Genomic DNA, 18,199 nt, shown 5'->3' on the forward strand with positions numbered 1-18,199 from the left:
GGCCGGTGGGGCCGGGGGGTCCGTCTACGCCGTGCGTGGGAAGCAGTACGACCGTGGAGGGGTGGCCGTGTCCGGCGACAATCCATGGAAAGACGCCCCACGTTGCGGTGCCGTCCGACAGCGGTAAGCCGCGTCAGAGTTCGAAGCCGTCATCTCACGTCCTGCCGCCGCACAGCGCGAAGCCGAGCCACAGCGCGAAGCCGAGCCACAGCGCGAAGCCGAGCCACGGTGTGAAGCCGAGTCACGGTGGGGCGCCGTCCGGTGGTGTGGGGCCGAGTGGGAGTGTTGAGCCGCCGCACAGTGTGAAGCCGAGCGTGGCCGCTAAGCCGGGTGAGAGTGGGAAGCCGAGCCCGGGCGGTAAACCCGAGGTGGGTGCCCAGCCGGGCGGGGGCGGTCTGCCGCCTGGGGGCGGGCCGGTTGTGGACGGGCCGGGGATGCCGGGCGGGAGTGGGCAGCCGAATGCCGGGGTTCCGGTCGCTCCGAATGTGCCCGGGCAGGTGCTGCCAGTGCCGTCGGCGCCGGTCGTGCTGCCGCCGGTGAAGCCTCCGGCCCTGCCGCCGGTGGCGGACGCGAGTCATACGTCCCTGATGTCGCCGACCGGCGTGGAGGAAGGCGACGGGACGGACTGGGCCGTCGTCCTGGCCGTGGCGCTGGTGGCCGAGATCGGCCTGCTGTGGGGCGCGGCCTGCATCGTCCTGGCACGGCGCCGGGTGGCGCTCAGCCACGCCGAGTCCAGGGCAGAGCAGGACAGAACGGGCTGATGCCGACGAAGGGGCTAGGGCGACGCGAACGGGCGCGTGTCCCGGTCCCGCGTCCGAATCGGCGGACGAGTGTCCTGTATCGACCCGAAAAGGGTCCAGTGTCAGTATGCTGACCGGCGACGGTAAAGGCGGGCGTGACGGACAGGGGATCCGGTATGTCAGACGCGACGCTGCAGTGCCCGAAGTGCGACTCCAAGCTCGACACGCACGAACGCCACGGGGTCGTGATCGAGGAATGCCCGGGATGCAAGGGCGTCTTCCTCGATCGCGGCGAACTCGAGCAGCTCATCGACGCGGAGAGCCGCTACCTAGCCGAGCTTCCGGACGAGGTGAACCCGGAGACGACGTACCAGGGGCGGCACCGGCGGGGCATCATGCAGCAGATCTTCTCCGCCGACCGGTAGCCCCGGGCACGGTCGGTGACCGGCCGGAAGCCCAGGTGTGAAAGGGGATTTCCTCTTGTCACGGGGATGACAAACCGTGCTTCGGCGAATGTGACCGGCAGCTAATATCGCGCACTGACTACCATCCGGTAGCTTTGTGATCATCGCCGGTCACCGGGGCGTCCAGGCAGAGTCGTCCGGCGGGCGCGGCGCGCCTGCGCCGGCGGAGTGCGACCCCTCACGCATCGTCCACGGCCCCGTCCGGCCCGTCCCCTCGGGAGATGATCAATGGCATTGGGCTCGCTGCTTCCCGAACTCCTGCCCGGCGGCTCCGGCCGCACCCCGCTGATCGAGCGGGTCGCGCGGTGGGCGAGGGAGAAGCCGGACGCCCCGGCCTACACCTTCGTCGACTACTCGGCCGACCCGTCCGGCGCGCACCTCACGCTGAGCTGGGCCGAGACCGACCGGCGGGCGCGCGCCATGGCGGTGACGCTTCGGCAGGTCACCGGGCCGGGGGAGCGCGCCGCGCTGCTGCTGCCGCAGACGCTCGAATACATGATGACCATGCTCGGCGCCCTGTACTCGCACGTCATCGCGGTCCCGCTGTTCTCGCCCGACCTGCCGGGGCACGCCGACCGGCTGATCGGCGCCTACACCGACGCCGAGCCCGCGGTGATCGTCACGACGCGGAACGCGCTGCCGCACGTGGAGAAGTTCCTCGCCGACCACGACGTCCCGCAGCCGAAGGAGATCGTGTTCGCCGAGGAGGTCGACCTGTCCCTGGCGGACCGCTGGCGCGACGAGACGGTCGCCTTCGACGACGTCGCCTACTTGCAGTACACGTCGGGATCGACGCGCCGTCCCGCCGGAGTGGAGATCACCCACGGGAACGTGACGGCGAACGCCGCGCAGCTGTGGGCCGGGTGGGCGCCCGAGAAGCCGGACCCCGAGCTGGTGAGCTGGCTGCCGCTGTTCCACGACATGGGGTTGATCGCGACGATGGCGCTGCCGCTGGTGCGCGGCGACCACGCCATCTACACCGACCCCGTCTCGTTCATCATGAACCCGATGCGGTGGCTGCAGCTCATCGCGGGACGTCCCGGCAAGAACGTCTACACCGCCGGTCCGAACTTCGCCTACGAGTACGTCGCGTCCATGGCCGCGCCGGAGAAGATCGCCGATCTGGACCTGTCCGGCCTGACGACCTGCCTGAACGGCGCCGAGCCGATCCGCACCTCGACGCTGTCGACGTTCGCCGACGCGCTGGCGCCGGCCGGGCTGCGTCCGGGCGCGCAGGCGCCGGGCTACGGGCTGGCCGAGGCCACCGTGTTCGTCACGGCCGCCGCCGAGGACGTCCCACCGAGGATCATCTCGGTGGACCGTGAGGCGCTCACCCAGGGCGACCTGCGGCTCCGCGAGGACGGCGCCGAGGGGACGACCGCGCTGGTGTCGTGCGGACGCCCGTGCGGGCAGATCGTCGCGATCGTCGACCCCGAGGCCCGCGTCGAGCAGCCGGACGGGAGGGTCGGCGAGATCTGGGTCCACGGACCCAACACGGCACCCGGCTACTGGCGCAACTCCGAGCGGAGCCAGGAGACGTTCGGCGGCGAGCTGCCCGAACCAGGGGACCTGCCGTCCGGGCCGTGGATGAAGACCGGCGACTACGGGGTCGTCCACGAGGGTGAGCTTTATGTGACCGGCCGTATCAAGGACCTCATCATCGTGGACGGCCGCAACCACTACCCGCAGGACATCGAGGTCACCGCGCAGGAGGCCCATCCGGCGGTCCGCCCCGACCACGTGGCGGCGTTCGCGCTCACCGGGGAGGAGACCGAGCGGCTGGTGGTCGTCGCCGAGCGCAACCGCCGCGTCCCCCTCGGGCGGCTCGACGTCGACGAGGTGGAGTCGGCGGTCCGCGCGGCCGTCAACGTCGAGCACGAGATGAGCGTCCACGCGTTCGTATTGATCGAACCGGGTGGCGTGTCGCGCACCTCCAGCGGGAAGATCGCACGGGCCGCGACCCGGCAGCGCTACCTGGACGGCGACCTGGCGACGACCGCGGACCGCCTCGCGTCCCGCAGGTGACGACGGAACCGGCCGTGCGGGGGCGAGGGAGCCTCCGGGCGGCCGTGGAAACAGGAGGAACATGCTTTCGGGGCTGGGGCGTCTCATCCACCGGCGGCGCTGGACCAGCCTCGTCCTGATCCTGATCATGACCGTGGTGGCGGGCGCCTGGGGGCTCGGCGTGTTCGCCAAGTTCAAGGAGGGCGGCTTCGAGGACCCCGACGCGTCCTCGACGCTCGTCGCCAAGCTCGGCGCGACCTACTTCGGCAGCACCAACCCCGACGTCCTCGTGCTGTATTCGAGCGACACCATGACGGTGGACGACCCGCGCTTCGAGGCGAGCGTCGTCACCACCATCGCACGGCTGCCCAGGGCCCAGGTCGAGGAGATCATCTCCTACTGGTCGTTCAACGGCGAGGCCGCGCGCACGTTCGCCTCCCACGACCGGCACTCGACCTTCGTCGCGGTGAAGCTGAAGGGCGAGGAGGCAGCGGACAAGACGGAGAACTACCACGCCGTCAAGGACCGCATGGCCGCGCCAGGACTCGACGTCCGGTTCGGCGGCAGCGTCCCGCTGGGCGAGGAGTTCGGCAAGCAGGTCGTCGCCGACATCGTCCGCGCCGAGACCATCACCATGCCGCCCCTGCTCATCCTGCTCGTCATCCTGTTCGGCGCCGTGGTGGCCTCGTCACTGCCCATCGTCGTGGCCGTCTTCTCGACGGTCGGGGGACTGGCCGTCCTGCACGTGGTGACGTACGCGGCCGACGTGACGTCCTTCGCGCTGGAAGTCGTCACGATGATGGGCGTCGGCCTCGCGATCGACTACTCGCTGTTCATCATCAGTCGTTTCCGTGAAGAACTTCAGCGCGGCATGGCCGCGCAAGGTCTGCCGCCAGGAAAACCCTGGAAGCGGGAGGACGGCAAGGTAGCGCGCAAAGCCGCCAAGAAAGCGCACAGGACGGCTCTCAAGCCCATACGCGAAGCCGCCCTGGCGGCCACCATGGCGACGGCGGGCCGCACCATCATGGTCAGCGGCATCACCGTCTCGTCGGCTCTCGCGGGCCTCCTGCTCTTCCCGCAGATGTTCCTCCGGACGATCGGGCTCGCCGGCATAGCCACCGTCATGGTCGCGGTGTTCGGAGCCACCGTTCTGCTGCCGACGCTCTTGGCCCTCCTCGGGCCACGTGTCGAAGGCGGGCAGATGTGGTGGCGGCGTCCCTCGTCCAAGCGCGCGCGGCGAGACCCCGAGAGCGGCTTCTGGTACCGGCTCGGCCACAGCGTGATGAAGCACCCGCTCCCATACTTCGCGGTCGTGCTCGTCATCCTGGGCGTGATGTTCGTGCCGTTCCTGAACGTCCAGTTCGGCAGTGTGGACGCCCGGGTCCTTCCCAAGGACAGCCCCACCCGCGCCGTGGTGGAGACCATCAAGAAGGACTTCCCCAACGGGTCCGTTGAGCCCATCGATGTGGTGGTGTCCGGAGACCTCATCCCGCGCGACTGGACGCCGTCCGGCAAGGGCGACCCCATCCCGCCCTACCTGGAGCAGTTCAGGAAGCAGCTCGGGTCGCTCCCCGGCGTCACCGAGGCCCAGTTCACCGGCTACTCCGGTTCGTACGGGGGCGTGCGCATCTCCGTCACGCACAAGTACGAGCCGATGGACCAGCACGCCCAGGACCTCGTCACCGAGATCCGCGGGATGAGCCTGTCCAAGGACGGCTACCCGATGCACATCGACGTCGGCGGCAGCACCGCGTCCCAGATGGACCTGATGTCGAGCCTGATGAGATCCCTGCCGAAGATGGCGCTCGTCGTCGGGATCGCCACGTTCGTCCTGCTCTTCATGTTCTTCGGCTCGATCGTTCTGCCGCTGAAGGCCATCGTCATGAACGTCCTGTCGATCGGCGCCTCGTTCGGCGCGATCGTCTGGGGCTTCCAGTACGGGCACCTGGCCGGGCTGCTGAACTTCACCCCCACCGGCGGCGTCGAGGCCACCAGCATGATCCTCATCCTCGCGGTCGTGTTCGGCCTCTCCATGGACTACGAGGTCTTCCTGCTGAGCCGCATTCGCGAGGAATGGGACCTCACGCACGACAACCGCGTCGCCGTCGCGTCCGGCATGCAGCACACGGGCGGCATCATCACCAGCGCCGCGCTGCTCTTCCTCCTCGTCATCGCCGCGTTCAGCATGGCCGGGATCACCGTCGTGAAGCTGATCGGCGTCGGCATGTTCGTGGCCGTCGTCGTGGACGCCGCCCTCGTCCGCTCCCTCCTCGTCCCGGCCACGATGCGCTTCATGGGCTCGGCCAACTGGTGGCTGCCGGGCTTCCTCGCCGGCCTGCACGCCCGCATGGACCTGCGCGAACGCAGCACCCTCGCCCCGGCCGGCGCCACCGCGACCCCGCCCCGCCTGCCGGACGAGCAGCCCTTCCCCTACGCCATCAACTGGGCGGAACCGACCCCGCCCCCCGCGGGCACCGTGCCGCCGGACGGGCACGTCCGCCCGGACGCCGCCGACCCGGCCGGGATGCGGGCCGCGCCGGAGCCGCTCACCCCTCAGGACCCCGAACCGTCCGGCACGCCCGTCGGCCCGGAGTGGCAGGACGCTCCTGCACGCAGGACGGCCAAGGTCGCCGGTGACGTGCCGCGCGCCCGCCATCGACCGGACGCGAACGCCGCGTTCCAGGCCGCCCCGCAGCCGAGCACGGGCGAGTCGCCGAAGCTCGTCTTCCAGACGGCTCCCGGCGGCGCGGGGTCTGGCGCGTCAAAGCCCCAGGGAGCGCCGTGGGCGCCGTGGGCGGACGGCCCGCCGCAGCCGAAGCCGCGCACCGCCCCGCGCACCAGGCGCGTGATCGTCGCCAATTCGGACGGCTCAGGCTGGCACTGGGGCGAGGAAGACGACACACCCTGACGCCCTGATCAGGCGAGCTTGCCTTCGATCCAGCGGACGCCGAAGTCCACAACGTCGGACGCCTCGAACAGGTGACTCGCGGCAGCGCCGACCTGCCCTTCTCGCCCGAGTCCGGCGTGGAGCATGTCGCGGGCGATGGTCTCGAAGGGTTCCACTCCTTCGGGCACGACCGGGGTGTAGTCGAAGGCGCCGTTCTCAGAGTCGATGTCGTGAAAGCGCCGCCATACGCGCTCGCCGTTCACGCTGATGGGTTGCTCGTAGGTGACGAACCGCTTCGCCGGCGCCTTGGCGAGCGCCTCAGCGTGGTGCAGGAGGGTGAGGGTGTCCAGGGGTGCGCCCAGCAACAGGACCCGACCGCCCATCGCGGTGAGACGGGCAAGGGGACTGCCGGGGCCGTGCGGGTCGTCCCAGGGGTGGTCGTCCATCAGCGCGTGGGCCGCCGGGCCGAGGGCGGCGAAACTCGCGTCCGGGTGGCGGCTGCGGACCGCGCCCGGCCATCGGCGCAGCGCCTCGGGCAGCCGTCCGTTGGCGTGGTCGGCCTCGCTGGTCCGGGGGTCATAGGCCGGATGCTCGGCACGCATGGCGGCCTGCCAGTCCGCCGGCCAGTCGGTGAAGTCGTACGGCAGGGCGTCGTTCCAGCCGCAGGTCACCATAAGAGTGCCCCTGTCGCCGACCGCGTCCCGCAGCGCATCGATGACCGTCTGAGAGCCACCCGCGACAAACCCCAGGGCCGACATCCGGGTGTGGAACATGACGATGTCGCCGTCAGCCAGCCCGAGCCGGGTCAGCGCCCGAACGAGCCCCCCGCGCGTGACCGGACCGCTGGAACGTCCAAGAAGTTCGCGCTCACCCACGGCCGAAACTTAAGCGCCCCCCTCCCACGGCGGCCACTCCTTTTCAGACCACGCCAAGAGCGCCACCCCGACTGCCCCTCCCCCTCGGGCCGCGCAGGGAGCGACGTCCCCGACGTGACGTTTCCGCGAGGCTTGCCTTTCTCGGACGTAAGGCACCCGGCACCTCGCCACCCCGTCGGAGCAGGACCCGTCGGCGCGATGTGACTACGACGTCCCGTCAAAGGAGCGAGTCGATGATCTCTTGTGCCCGTCCGACGCCGTCCTCGTCCCGAATGCGCTGCCCCAGCACACTCGCCTGGTCGGCCATCCCCTGATCCCGGACCGCACGCCGGATCTTCTTGGCGAGCCGCGGCACGGTCATCGCGCGGAATGGCAGGGGGGCGGGCCCCGCCCCCAACGCCGCGACGCGTTCGCCCCAGTACGGCTGGTCGCCGAAGAACGGGCACACCACGGTGGGCACCCCTGCCCGAAGCCCCGCCGCCGTCGTGCCGGCGCCACCGTGGTGCACGACCGCCGCCATGCGCGGGAACAGCCATGAGTGCGGCACGTCCCGAACGGCGAAGACGTCCTCGTCCGATGTCGCCGGGTCGCCCTGCACGATCCCTCGGACCCCGGCGAGCTTCAGGGCCGCACACACGGCCATCCCGGTCATCTCGGCGTCTTTGGGCACCATGCTCCCGAACCCGACGTACACCGGCGCGGGCCCCGCCGCCAGGAACTCCGCGAGCTCCCCGGGCGGCTCCCATTCGGGCTCGTCGAGGAACCAGTAGCCCGTCAGGTTCACGTTGGAGGCCCAGTCCTTGGGGCGCGGAACCACCACCGGACTGAAGCACGCCAGCACCGGGCCGCCGTCGGCCCGCCGGCCTCGCAGCGGCAGCCGCGGCAAGCCCAGCGTCTCGTCCCGCCACGGGTTGATGAACGGGCGCGAAAGCTGCCACGCGATCTGATCGACCGCGTGGAAGGTCGCCCGGTTCGCCCATGGCCCGAGCACGCGCGCCTGCGGGACGAACGGGTGCGGGAACGCCCCGGTCGGCTCGCTCGGCTGGAAATGGATCAACGCCCACGGAACACCGAGATGTTCGCCCAGATGCCGAGGAAGGAAACCCAGTGTGGGGCCCAAGATCAGGTCCGCGCCTTTACAGGCGTCCGAACACTCCGCCAGCAGCCGCTCGGCCATCGGCCCGAGGATCCGCCGGAAGCCGCCGAGGAACTTCACCGGATTACGCCCGCCGGCCAGCAACTCCTGCCCGGCGTCCGATTCGAGAATCTCCATCGGATCAGCCGTCAGGGGCGCCAGCTCCAGCCCCGCCGCGACGACCATCGGCGAGTACCGTGCACTCGCCACCAGCCGCACGTCGTCCCCCCGCGCCCGCAGCGCGCGTCCCAGCGCCACGCAGGGCTGGATGTCCCCCCGCGACCCCGCCGCGAAGATCACGATCCGGCTCACGCTACCTCCTACCAGGCATCACTACGCGGGACGATGTGCGGCTTCTCCGCCGGCTCCTCTTCGGGCACATAAGGCTCGTACCACCCCTCAGGCGGCGCGGGCCGCCCGCCGCTCCCGCCATCGGCTTCGCCGGCCCCCGCCGACCCACCGTCCACCAACGACTCCGCGCCCCCGTCCCCGCCCTCTGAACCGCCTCCGAGCAGCCCGTCGCCCATCTCTGGCGAGGTAGCCTCCGGAAGACCAATCGACCGCCCGCCCGGCGCCGCCTTCGCCCCCTCGGCAGGCCGCGTGGTGGCTACGCCTGCGTTGGCCTCTGGCCCGTCGAGCCACTGCGCACCGCTTTCGCCGAGATCGGCACGCTCGCCAGGTTCTGCTGGGTGTCCGTACCGGGGAGCGGTCGGGTGTTCGTCACTGGGGGCGGCCGTGCTCCCGCTCGTGGGTTGTCCGGTGCTTTCGGCGGCGGCTCCGGAATTGCCGCTGAATGGAGCCCTGCCGCCCTCGGTGGGTGTCGTTGGCTGCTCGTCCAGTGGCGTCTTGACGTCTTCGGCCGGCCGTGTGGCGGCGACGCCTGCGGTGGTCTGCGGGTTGCTGTCGAGCCGGTGCTCGCTGCTAGCGCCGGGGTCGGTGAGTTCACCGGGTGCCGCTGGGTGCCTGTGGCCAGGGGCGGTCGTGGTCTCGGTCGGGAGTTTTTCGGTGCTTCCGGCGGTGGTTCCCGAGTTGTTGGTGAGGGGGGACTTGATGCCTTCGGTGGGCTGCCCGGGGGCGGCCTGTTGGCCGGGGTCTTTCTTGGGCTGTCTGGTGGCGCGTTCGAGATGTGGGGAGGTGGGCTTGTGTTCTTGTTCGGCGGCGCTGGGGCGGGGCGCTGAGCCGTTGCCGAGCGGACGGTCTTCGGGGGCGCCAGTGCCGGGTGTGATTTCGCGCGGAGGTGCCCATTCGTGGCCTGGGGAGTCGGAGGCTTCTGCGGTTTCGCTTGCGTCGCGCGGGCCCGGGCTGTGCAGGGGTTCTGCTTGACCGCAGGGAGCCGTGAGGTTTCCCGGGGGCTCGTTCAAGGGTGGGGCGGCGCTGCCAGACGGCTTGGGGGTTGGGGGGTGCGGCAGGTTCCGCTGCGGGGGTGGGGCGGGGGGAGTGTTTGGGGGGAGGCTGAGCGGCGGTGGGGTGGGGGGTGTGTTCGAGGGGGGTTTGTTGGCTGGGGGTGGGGTGGGGGTGGCGGTGGGCGGTGGCTCCGCGGCGGTGGGCGGTGGCTCCGCGGCGGTGGGCGGTGGCTCCGTGGGGGTGGTGGGGGGTGGGTCTGTGGGGGTGGGCCAGTCTTTCCAGGGGTTGGGGGTGGGTGGGGGTGGAGGCCAGGGGGTTTCGGTCGTCCAGGTGTAGGTGTCGTCGTGGGGCTTCGGGGGAGTGTCGGTCCACCAGTGGGGGCCCGGGGTGGGTTCGGGCATGGGGTCTTCCTCCCAGGTGAGGGGGAGTGGGAGGGGCTCGCCCGGCGGAGTGGCGACGGCGATCGGGGCGGTCAGGGCGGGGACGGGGTCGCGAGGAGGTTCTGCGGGGCGGCGGGGGGTGGGTTCGACGAGGGGCGAGGACTTGCCGTGCTTGGGGCCCAGCCATCCCCGGCGGCTGGGGAGGGTGAGGCCGCTGATCAGGCCGCCGATGAGGACGAGGACGGCGCCGAGGATGAGGCCGGAGGCGGTGCCGCTGCGGAACGTCTCCAGTTCGGCGGCGCTCGCGCCCTCGTCGGGGACGTGGTGGATGAGCAGGCCCACGATGGCGATGCCGAAGGCGCCCGAGGCCTCGCGGATGACGTTGATGATGCCGCTCGCGACGCCCGCCTGCTGCTCCGGGACGGCCTTCAGGACGTACATGACGAGCGGCATGCCCATCGCGGCGCCCACGCCGACGATCATGACGCCGGGCATGAGGTCGGCGTAGCCGTCGCCCTGCTGGATGGTGGAGAACAGGAACATGCCGAAGGCCATGAGGGCGAGGCCGCCGCCGATCGCGGGGCGGGGGCCGAGCTTGGCGGCCAGCCAGAACGCGACGGGCGTCATGACCATGATGGCGATGGACGGCGGCAGCATCACCAGGCCCGCCTGGGGCGGGGAGAAGCCGAGGAAGCGCTGCAGGAACGTCGCCGAATAGAAGATCATCCCGTTGAATCCGATGCCGTAGAGCATCTGGGAGAGCAGGCCGCCGGCGAAGACCCGGTTGCGGAAGAACCGCAAATTGATCATTGGGTCGGGGGCCCAGCTCTCCACCAGGATGAAGCAGGCCAGGGCGATGAACGCGAGCGCGAACACGCTGAGGACGGACGGGTCGGCCCAGCCGTGCTTGTTCCCCGACTCCAGCCCGTAGGTGAAGGCGAACAGCATCGTGGCGGAGATGAGGACGCCGGGCAGGTCGACGCGGGCGTCGCGGTTCTCGCCCTTGCCGGTGAGGACGACGAGGCCGAGCAGGATGACGAGGATGCCGGGGACGATGTTGATCAGGAAGATCCAGCCCCAGCTCCACTGCTGGACGATGAAGCCGCCGATGGTGGGGCCGAGGGCGGTGGCGCTGGAGCCGGCGCCGACCCAGACGATCGTGCCGAGGGAGCGCTGCTTGTCGGTGCGGCCGACGGTGACCATGACCTGCGTGGCGGGGAGGGCCAGGGCGGCGCCGGCGCCCTGCGCGACGCGGGCGAGGATGAGGGTCGCCGAGTCGGGGGCGAGGCCGCAGACGGCGGACGCGGCGGTGAAGACGACCATCCCGGACACGAAGGTCACGCGGCAGCCGAAGACGTCGGTGAGCCGCCCGCCCGCCACCATCAGGCAGGAGAACATCAGGATGTAGCCGGTGGCGACCCAGTCCTTGGCCGAGTTGGACATGTCGAGGTCGCTCATGATGGTGGGCAGCGCGTTCGCGACCACCGTGTTGTCCATGGTGATCATGAATGCGCTGACGGCCACCACCGCCAGCGCCCATCGGTATCGGCCGCGGGTCAACAGTCCGTACGGCGTGAACTTCCGCACCGGACGCGGAAATCCGCCGCTTCCCCCTAAAAACAGTCGTCGCTATTGTTACTATTGGTTGGCGCTTCGTTACTCGGCCCTGACTCCAGGCCGTGGTACCACAACTATCCCATCAGGCCACATTGGTTACTGCTGAGTCTTGTCATCGCCGTGACAAGACGAGAGGGAGAAAAGTGGCCTGGGTGCGCATCGTGAGTCGGTCATCGTAAGACAAAGTGGTCCCTCCGCTTCGACGAACGATCCCGGTTTCATGGGGGGACCCCACCGCATGCAGAGCAACGATCGTTCCGGAGCCGCGCGGGAGAACGCGCAGGACGAGACACGGATCAGCGAGGATTCGGTCCGCCGGCACTTGATCGAGCAGATCGCGCGCCGCTCCAGGACCACCGCCGCCGAAGTCGACCCCGACCGGCCGCTGGAGGAGTTCGGTCTGGCCTCCAGGGACGCGGTCGCGATCGCGGGCGAACTCGAGCAGATGCTCGGGCGGGCCCTCCCCGCCACCCTCGTCTGGGAACACCCGACGATCAACAAGCTCTCCGTCGCGCTGGCAGGCGGGACCCCCGAGGACGCCCCGGCGCCGGAGCCGGTCGTGACGCGGGCCGCGAGCGACGAGCCGATCGCCGTCGTCGGCGCCGGCCTGCGCTTCCCCGGCGGCGGCCGCGACCTGACCGGCCCGGACGACTACTGGCGCTTCCTGACCGGGCGCGGCGACGCGATCCGCGAGGTGCCGGACGGCCGGTGGGACCCGTTCGACGACGGCTCCCCCGAGGTCGGCGACCTGCTCGGCAACACGACACGGCTCGGCGGCTTCCTGCAGGACGTCGCCGAGTTCGACGCGGCGTTCTTCGGCATCACCCCGCGCGAGGCCGCGGTGATGGACCCGCAGCAGCGGCTCGTCCTCGAAGTGGCGTGGGAGGCGTTCGAGCACGCGGGCATCGGCCCGGCGTCGCTGCGCGGCAGCCGCACGGGCGTCTTCGTCGGCGTGTCCGCGCCGGAGTACGCCGCGTTCACGGCGTCCGACCCGGCGTCTCTCGAACCGTTCACGGCGACGGGCGCGGCGCTCAGCATCATCGCGGGCCGGCTGTCGTACCTGCTCGACCTGCGCGGCCCCAGCATGATCGTCGACACCGCGTGCTCGTCGTCGCTGGTCTCGGCGCATCTCGCCGTGCGGGCGCTGCGCGACGGCGAGGCCGACGTGGCGCTGGCCGGGGGCGTGAACCTGCTGCTGTCGCCGACCGTCACGATGACGTTCGACCTTGCCGACGCGACGGCGGCGGACGGGCACTGCAAGGCGTTCGACGCCTCCGCCGACGGCATGGTCCGCGCGGAGGGCTGCGGCGCCGTCGTCCTGAAGCGGCTGTCGGACGCGGAGCGGGACGGCGACCGGATCCTCGCCGTGATCCGCGGCTCCGGCGTCAACTCCGACGGGCGCTCGAACGGCCTCGTCGCCCCGAACTCCGACGCGCAGCGCGCCCTGCTGCGGGACGTGTACGCGAGCGCGGGCATCGACACGCGGGAGGTCGACTACGTCGAGGCCCACGGGACGGGGACGTTCCTGGGCGACCCCATCGAGGCCAAGGCGGTCGGCGAGGTCCTCGGCGCGGGCCGCGACCTGGACGAGCCGCTGCTGATCGGGTCCGCGAAGTCCAATCTCGGGCACATGGAGTCCGCGGCGGGGATCGCGGGCCTCATCAAGACGGCCCTGGCGCTGCACCACCGGGTCATCCCGCCGAGCGCGCACTACAAGGAGCCCAACCCGCATATCCCGTTCGACGAGCTGCGCCTTGCGGTCGTCGCGGAGGAGACGCCGTGGCCTGACAGGGGACGTCCAGCACGGGCGGGCGTGTCCGGATTCGGCTTCGGCGGAACGAACGCGCACGTCATCTTGGAAGAGGCGCCCGCGCAGGAGGCGACCGTCCATCCGGCCGTCGTCAGGACGTTCCCACTGTCCGACACCAGCGACGACCGCATTCGCGACCATGCGGCCCTCCTGGCTGGGTGGCTCCCGAACCAGGACGTGAAACTCGCCGACGTCGCTCGCACCCTGCACCGGCGCGCCGGACGTGGACGGGCCCGCGCGGCCGTCGCCGCCAGGGACCGCGCAGGGCTGGTCGAAGGGCTGACCGCTCTCGCCGAGGGCCGTCCCCACCCGGGCGTGGTGACGGGTACGGCGCTCGGGGCGCCCGGCCGTCCCGTGTGGGTGTTCTCGGGGTACGGGGCGCAGCGCGCGGGCATGGCGCAGCGGCTCCTGGAGGAGGAGCCCGCGTTCGCCGAGGCCATCGACGACCTGGACGGCCTGTTCGCCGAGGAGGGCGGCCCCGACCTGTGGGCTCTCCTCGAAGAGGGGCGCAAGCCGGACGGCCCGGCCGACACGATGCCGGTGCTGTTCGCGGTCCAGATCGCCCTCGCCCGCATGTGGCGTGCGTACGGCGTCACGCCCGGCGCGGTGGTCGGCCATTCGATGGGCGAGGTCGCGGCGGCCGTCGTCGCGGGCGCGCTCACCGTGGAGGACGGCGTCCGCGTCATCTGCCGCCGGTCCCGCCTGCTGACGCGGCTCGTCGGCGGCGGCGCGATGGCGGTTCTCGGCGCGTCCGCCGCGGAGGTCGCGCGCCTCGGCGAGGGCCTGCCCGAGGTGTACGCGGCCGTGCACTCCTCGCCGAAGCAGACCGTGGTGACCGGCGACGCCGGCCAGGTCGCGGAGATCGTGGAGCGGGCCGAGGCGGAGGGCCGGCTCGCCCGGATGGTGCAGGCCGAGGGCGCCGGTCACTCGCCCCAGGTCGACCCGCTCGTTCCCGAGCTGCGCGAACTCCTCGCCGACGTGGGCGCCGAGCGGGGCGCCCCGCTCGCCGAGGGCATCAGGCTCTACACGACCGCCCTGGACGACCCCCGCGCCTACCTCGACTCCGCGGCCGCCCTCGGCGTCGACCACTGGGCGGCGAACCTGCGGAACGCGGTGCGGCTCACGGACGCGGTCGCCGCCGCCTCCGAGGACGGGTTCCGGACGTTCGTCGAGGTCAACGCGCACCCGATCCTGGCGCACGCGGTCGGCGAGACCCTGGAGGGGACGGGCGCGCTCGTCACCCACACGCTCAAGCGGGCGCCGAAGGGCCAGGAGACCGACGACACGCTGACGTTCCACGCGCAGCTCGCCACCCTGTCCGCGCACGGCCACGTGATCGGCAGGCCTGTGGACGGGCGGATCGTCGACGTCCCGCAGTCGCCGTGGCGGCACCAACGGCACTGGGTCGACCTGTCGGCGCGCAGATCGGCCCGGAGCGACGAGCATCCGCTGCTCGGTGCGCATGTGGAGCTTCCGGGCGAAGACCGGCACGCCTGGCGCGCGGACGTGGGGCTCGCCGCGCAGCCGTGGCTGGGCGCGATGGCCGTCCACGGCCTGCCCGCCCTGCCGGTCGCGGCGTTCGCGGAGATGGCGCTCGCCGCCGGGGCGGCCGCGCTCGGCGTCGAGGACGTCCGTGTCAACAGCCTGTGGATGGAGCGGCCGCTCGCGCTCGCCGACCATACGACCGTGACGACGACGTTCACCGAGGCGGAGCAGCGGGTGGAGATCCACGCCCTGACCCCGGCGGGCACGTGGGCGCGGCTGGCCAGCGCGGACGTCGGCGAGGACCACCGTCCGCCCGCCGCGGCCGGGCCGGGCGCGGCCACCGAGGTCACCGCCGCCGAGCGCGGCAGCCGCCACTACCGGCTGCATCCCGAGGTCTTCGACCGCTGCCTGTCCGTCCTGTCGGACGAGGCGGCGGGCGGCGACGGCGGCGCGTGGCGGGCCGAGACGATCGGCAGCCTCCGCGTGTTCGGGCCGACGCATCGCGGCGGGCACGTCCAGGCGAAGATCGTCCGGGACGGGGAGCACGTGACGGGCTCGGTCGCGCTGCTGGCGGCGGACGGCCGGGTCCTCGCAGAGGCGACCGGCATCGTGCTGCGCCGGGTCGAGCGCCACGACGTCCCCGTCCCGCTCGCCGACAAGCTCGTCGAACTCGTCTGGGACGAGACGCCCCTACCCGAGCGCGCCGAACCGTCCGAAGGCGGCACCTGGCTGGTGCTGGCCGAGGTGGACGACGCGCTGGGCAACGCGACGGCCGCCGGGCTGGAGGAGCGCGGGAAGCGCGTCATCCGGCACCGGCCGACGAACCGGCCGCCGGACGACCATCCGGCCATGGCCGAGCCGGTCGAAGGCGTCGTGCTCGTCCCGTCCGCCGATCTCGTGGACGAAGAACTCGTCCTGGCCGTCGCAGGGGTGAGCCGTTCGCTGCCCGACGGCCCCCGCCTTTTCGTCGCGACCCGCTCTGCCCTGCCCCTGGCGGGCGAAGGCGTGCCCGGCCACGGGTTCGTCAGCGCGCTCACCAGGGTTCTGGCGTTCGAACGCACCGTCCAGCGCGCCACCCATGTGGACGTCGACCGTCCGGCGGATCTCGTCACGGAACTCCTAGCGGGCGACGACGCGCGGGAGGTCACCTGGCGCGCCGGCACCCGGCAGGTGGCGCGCCTCGCGCAGACCGTCCTGCCGGAGACGCCGGCCAAGAAGAAGCGCGTCGTCCGGCGCGGCGGCGCGTACGTCATCACCGGCGGTTACGGCGGGATCGGCCTGGTCACCGCGCGGCTGCTGGCCGAGCGGGGCGCCGGGCGCATCGTCCTGTCCGGGCGCGGCGGGCCCGACGCCGACGCCGAGAAGGTGATCGCCCGCCTCCGCGAGGACGGCGTGGACGTCGGGGTCGTGCTCGGTGACATCGCCCGGCCCGGTACGGCGGAACGCCTGGTCAGGGTCGCCCAGGAGGGCGGGACCAGGCTGTGCGGCGTGGTGCACGGCGCCGGGGCGATCGACGACCGGCTGATCGCCGACCTCGGCCCGGACGATCTCCACAGGGTGTGGACGGCGAAGGTCGAGGGCGCGCGGCGGCTCAGCGAGGCCACCTGGGACCTCGACCTCGACTGGCTCGTCACGCACTCCTCGGCCGCCGCGCTGCTCGGCTCGCCGGGGCAGGCCGCCTACGCCGCCGCGAACGCCGCGATCGACGCGCTCATGGCGTACCGGCGCGCGAACGGGCGCCCCGGGACCACCATCAACTGGGGCACGTGGTCGCGGGTCGGCGGGGCCGCCGAGACGACGGTCACCGTGATCGACCCGATCAGCCCGGCGGAGGGCGCGGAGGCGCTGGAGGCGCTCCTCGTGCACGGCAGGGCGGCGACGGGCGTGCTGCGCTTCGACCCCGCCACCGCGGTCGGGCTGTTCCCCGAGATCCGGAACATGCCGTACTTCGCCGCGCTGACGGCGGCGGCCGACGAGCTCGGCACGGGCGACGCCGGTGACTGGCCCGGCGTCGAGGCGCTCAAGGACCTCGACCCGGCCACCGCCCGCAAGTTGATCGCCACGCAGGTCAGGCACCGGATCGCGGCCGTGCTCGGCTTCGACCCGCAGCGCCTGGACCCGGCCGTCCCGCTGACCGACCTCGGCCTGGACTCCCTCGTCGCGGTCCGGATCAAGAGCGGCGTCGAGCACGACCTCGGGCTGACCGTCCCGGCGTCGGTGCTGCTCCAGGGCGCCAGCGTGAACGTGTTCGAGGAGTGGGCGGCCGGTGAGCTCGGCCTGGCCGGCGCCCCCGCCCCCGCTCCCGCGGCGGTGTCGAACGCCGAGTCCGGGTACGTCATGCCGCGCGACGCCGCCGAGCGCCTCGCCGTCCGCATCTTCGAGGACGTCCTCGGCCTCGACCGCGTCGGCGTCACCGCCGACTTCTTCGCCGACCTCGGCGGGCAGGACCACCATGCCGACCAGGTCGTCGCGATCGTCGCGAGGGAGCTCGGGGGCGAGGTCACCCGCGGGGAGTTGTTCGAGACGCCGACCGCGCAGAACGTTGCCGAGTACCTCAGGGCGGCCGACGAGGAGGCGGCGCGGCAGATCGTCCGCCCGCTGAAGGGGCGCGCGGGGTCGTCCCCCCGCGATGACCGGCCCGCCGGCGACCGGCGGCCGATCTTCATCGCGCATCCGGCGGGCGGCACCACGGCCTGCTACCGCCAGCTCGTCGACCTCCTCGGCGACGACCAGCCGGTGTACGGGCTGGAGCGGTTCGAGGACGCGCCCCCGGTCGAGGAGCGCGCCGCCCGCTACGTCCGCGAACTGCTGGAGGCGCAGCCGGAGGGCGCGTTCCGGCTCGGCGGCTGGTCGTTCGGCGGCGTCCTCGCCTACGAGACGGCCCGGCAGCTGAAGGCGGCGGGACGCGAGGTCGAGTTCGTCGCGCTGTTCGACGCGGGCCTTCCCCTGGCCGTGGACGACGAGTCCGACACGCTCGCCCGCCGCTTCTCCGCGTTCGCCGACTACATCAACGAGACCTACGGCCTGGAGGTCGCCCTCACCTACGAGGAGCTGTCCGGGCTGGACGAGGAGTCGCAGTTCGCGCTGGTCATGGAGCGTGCGGCGCCGCTGGTCGACCACATCCCCCCTGCGGCGCTCACCCACCAGCTCACGTCCCACCAGGACACCCGTTCCCTGGAGGCGTACAACCCGGAGCCCTACGACGGGCACGTCATCCTCTACTACGCGCCCGAGGAGACCCCCTGGGCCGTGCGGGATGCGCGCTATGTGCTCGACGGGACCAACGGTTTCGGCGGGCTCTGCGCCGACCTGGAGATCGTCACGATCCCCGGTGCGCACCATCTCAACCTGCTCGATCCGCCCGGTGTGGGCCTGCTCGCCGCGCACCTGGAGGCCCGGCTCGCGGGACGGCGGGAGAGCGACGCCGTCCCCATGCCGATCACGGCCCGCTGAGGGCC

The 18,199-nt window shown here is 71.9% G+C and carries 8 protein-coding genes; 5 read left to right on the plus strand and 3 right to left on the minus strand.

The window, feature by feature from the left end; translation table 11 throughout:
- Positions 1 to 506 precede the first annotated feature (506 nt).
- From BJY14_RS22600 to BJY14_RS22615, 4 genes are all read left to right on the plus strand, one after another.
- Positions 507 to 761 (plus strand): hypothetical protein, encoded by a 255-nt coding sequence (locus BJY14_RS22600; RefSeq protein WP_218905554.1) that lies wholly within the window; start codon positions 507 to 509, stop codon positions 759 to 761.
- Between the two features lie 155 nt (positions 762 to 916).
- Positions 917 to 1,165, plus strand: a complete 249-nt coding sequence (locus tag BJY14_RS22605) for a TFIIB-type zinc ribbon-containing protein (RefSeq protein ID WP_179845456.1) — start codon at positions 917 to 919, stop codon at positions 1,163 to 1,165.
- Between the two features lie 267 nt (positions 1,166 to 1,432).
- Positions 1,433 to 3,229 carry a fatty acyl-AMP ligase gene (locus tag BJY14_RS22610; RefSeq protein ID WP_179845457.1) on the plus strand — a complete coding sequence of 599 codons (1,797 nt, stop codon included), beginning with the start codon at positions 1,433 to 1,435 and terminating at the stop codon, positions 3,227 to 3,229.
- 61 nt (positions 3,230 to 3,290) lie between these two features.
- Positions 3,291 to 6,116 carry an MMPL family transporter gene (locus tag BJY14_RS22615; RefSeq protein ID WP_179845458.1) on the plus strand — a complete coding sequence of 942 codons (2,826 nt, stop codon included), beginning with the start codon at positions 3,291 to 3,293 and terminating at the stop codon, positions 6,114 to 6,116.
- Positions 6,117 to 6,124: 8 nt separating this feature from the next.
- Here the strand turns inward: BJY14_RS22615 and aac(3) are convergent, their stop codons facing one another.
- The 3 genes from aac(3) to BJY14_RS46640 form a co-directional block, all read right to left on the minus strand.
- Entirely contained in the window at positions 6,125 to 6,970 is an 846-nt protein-coding gene (gene aac(3), locus BJY14_RS22620; protein WP_179845459.1) for an aminoglycoside 3-N-acetyltransferase, read from the minus strand.
- 217 nt (positions 6,971 to 7,187) lie between these two features.
- The gene (locus tag BJY14_RS22625) at positions 7,188 to 8,417 is read right to left on the minus strand and encodes a glycosyltransferase (protein WP_179845460.1); all 1,230 of its coding nucleotides are present in this window, start codon (positions 8,415 to 8,417) and stop codon (positions 7,188 to 7,190) included.
- A gap of 8 nt (positions 8,418 to 8,425) precedes the next feature.
- The gene (locus BJY14_RS46640; RefSeq protein ID WP_281382120.1) at positions 8,426 to 11,326 is read right to left on the minus strand and encodes an MDR family MFS transporter; all 2,901 of its coding nucleotides are present in this window, start codon (positions 11,324 to 11,326) and stop codon (positions 8,426 to 8,428) included.
- Positions 11,327 to 11,684: 358 nt separating this feature from the next.
- Here BJY14_RS46640 and BJY14_RS22635 point away from each other — a divergent pair, with 358 nt between their 5' ends.
- Positions 11,685 to 18,194, plus strand: coding sequence for a type I polyketide synthase (locus tag BJY14_RS22635; protein ID WP_179845461.1), 6,510 nt, complete (start codon positions 11,685 to 11,687; stop codon positions 18,192 to 18,194).
- The last annotated feature ends 5 nt before the right edge of the window (positions 18,195 to 18,199 follow it).

The sequence above is a fragment of the Actinomadura luteofluorescens genome, assembly GCF_013409365.1.
Classification (GTDB): Bacteria; Actinomycetota; Actinomycetes; order Streptosporangiales; family Streptosporangiaceae; genus Spirillospora; species Spirillospora luteofluorescens.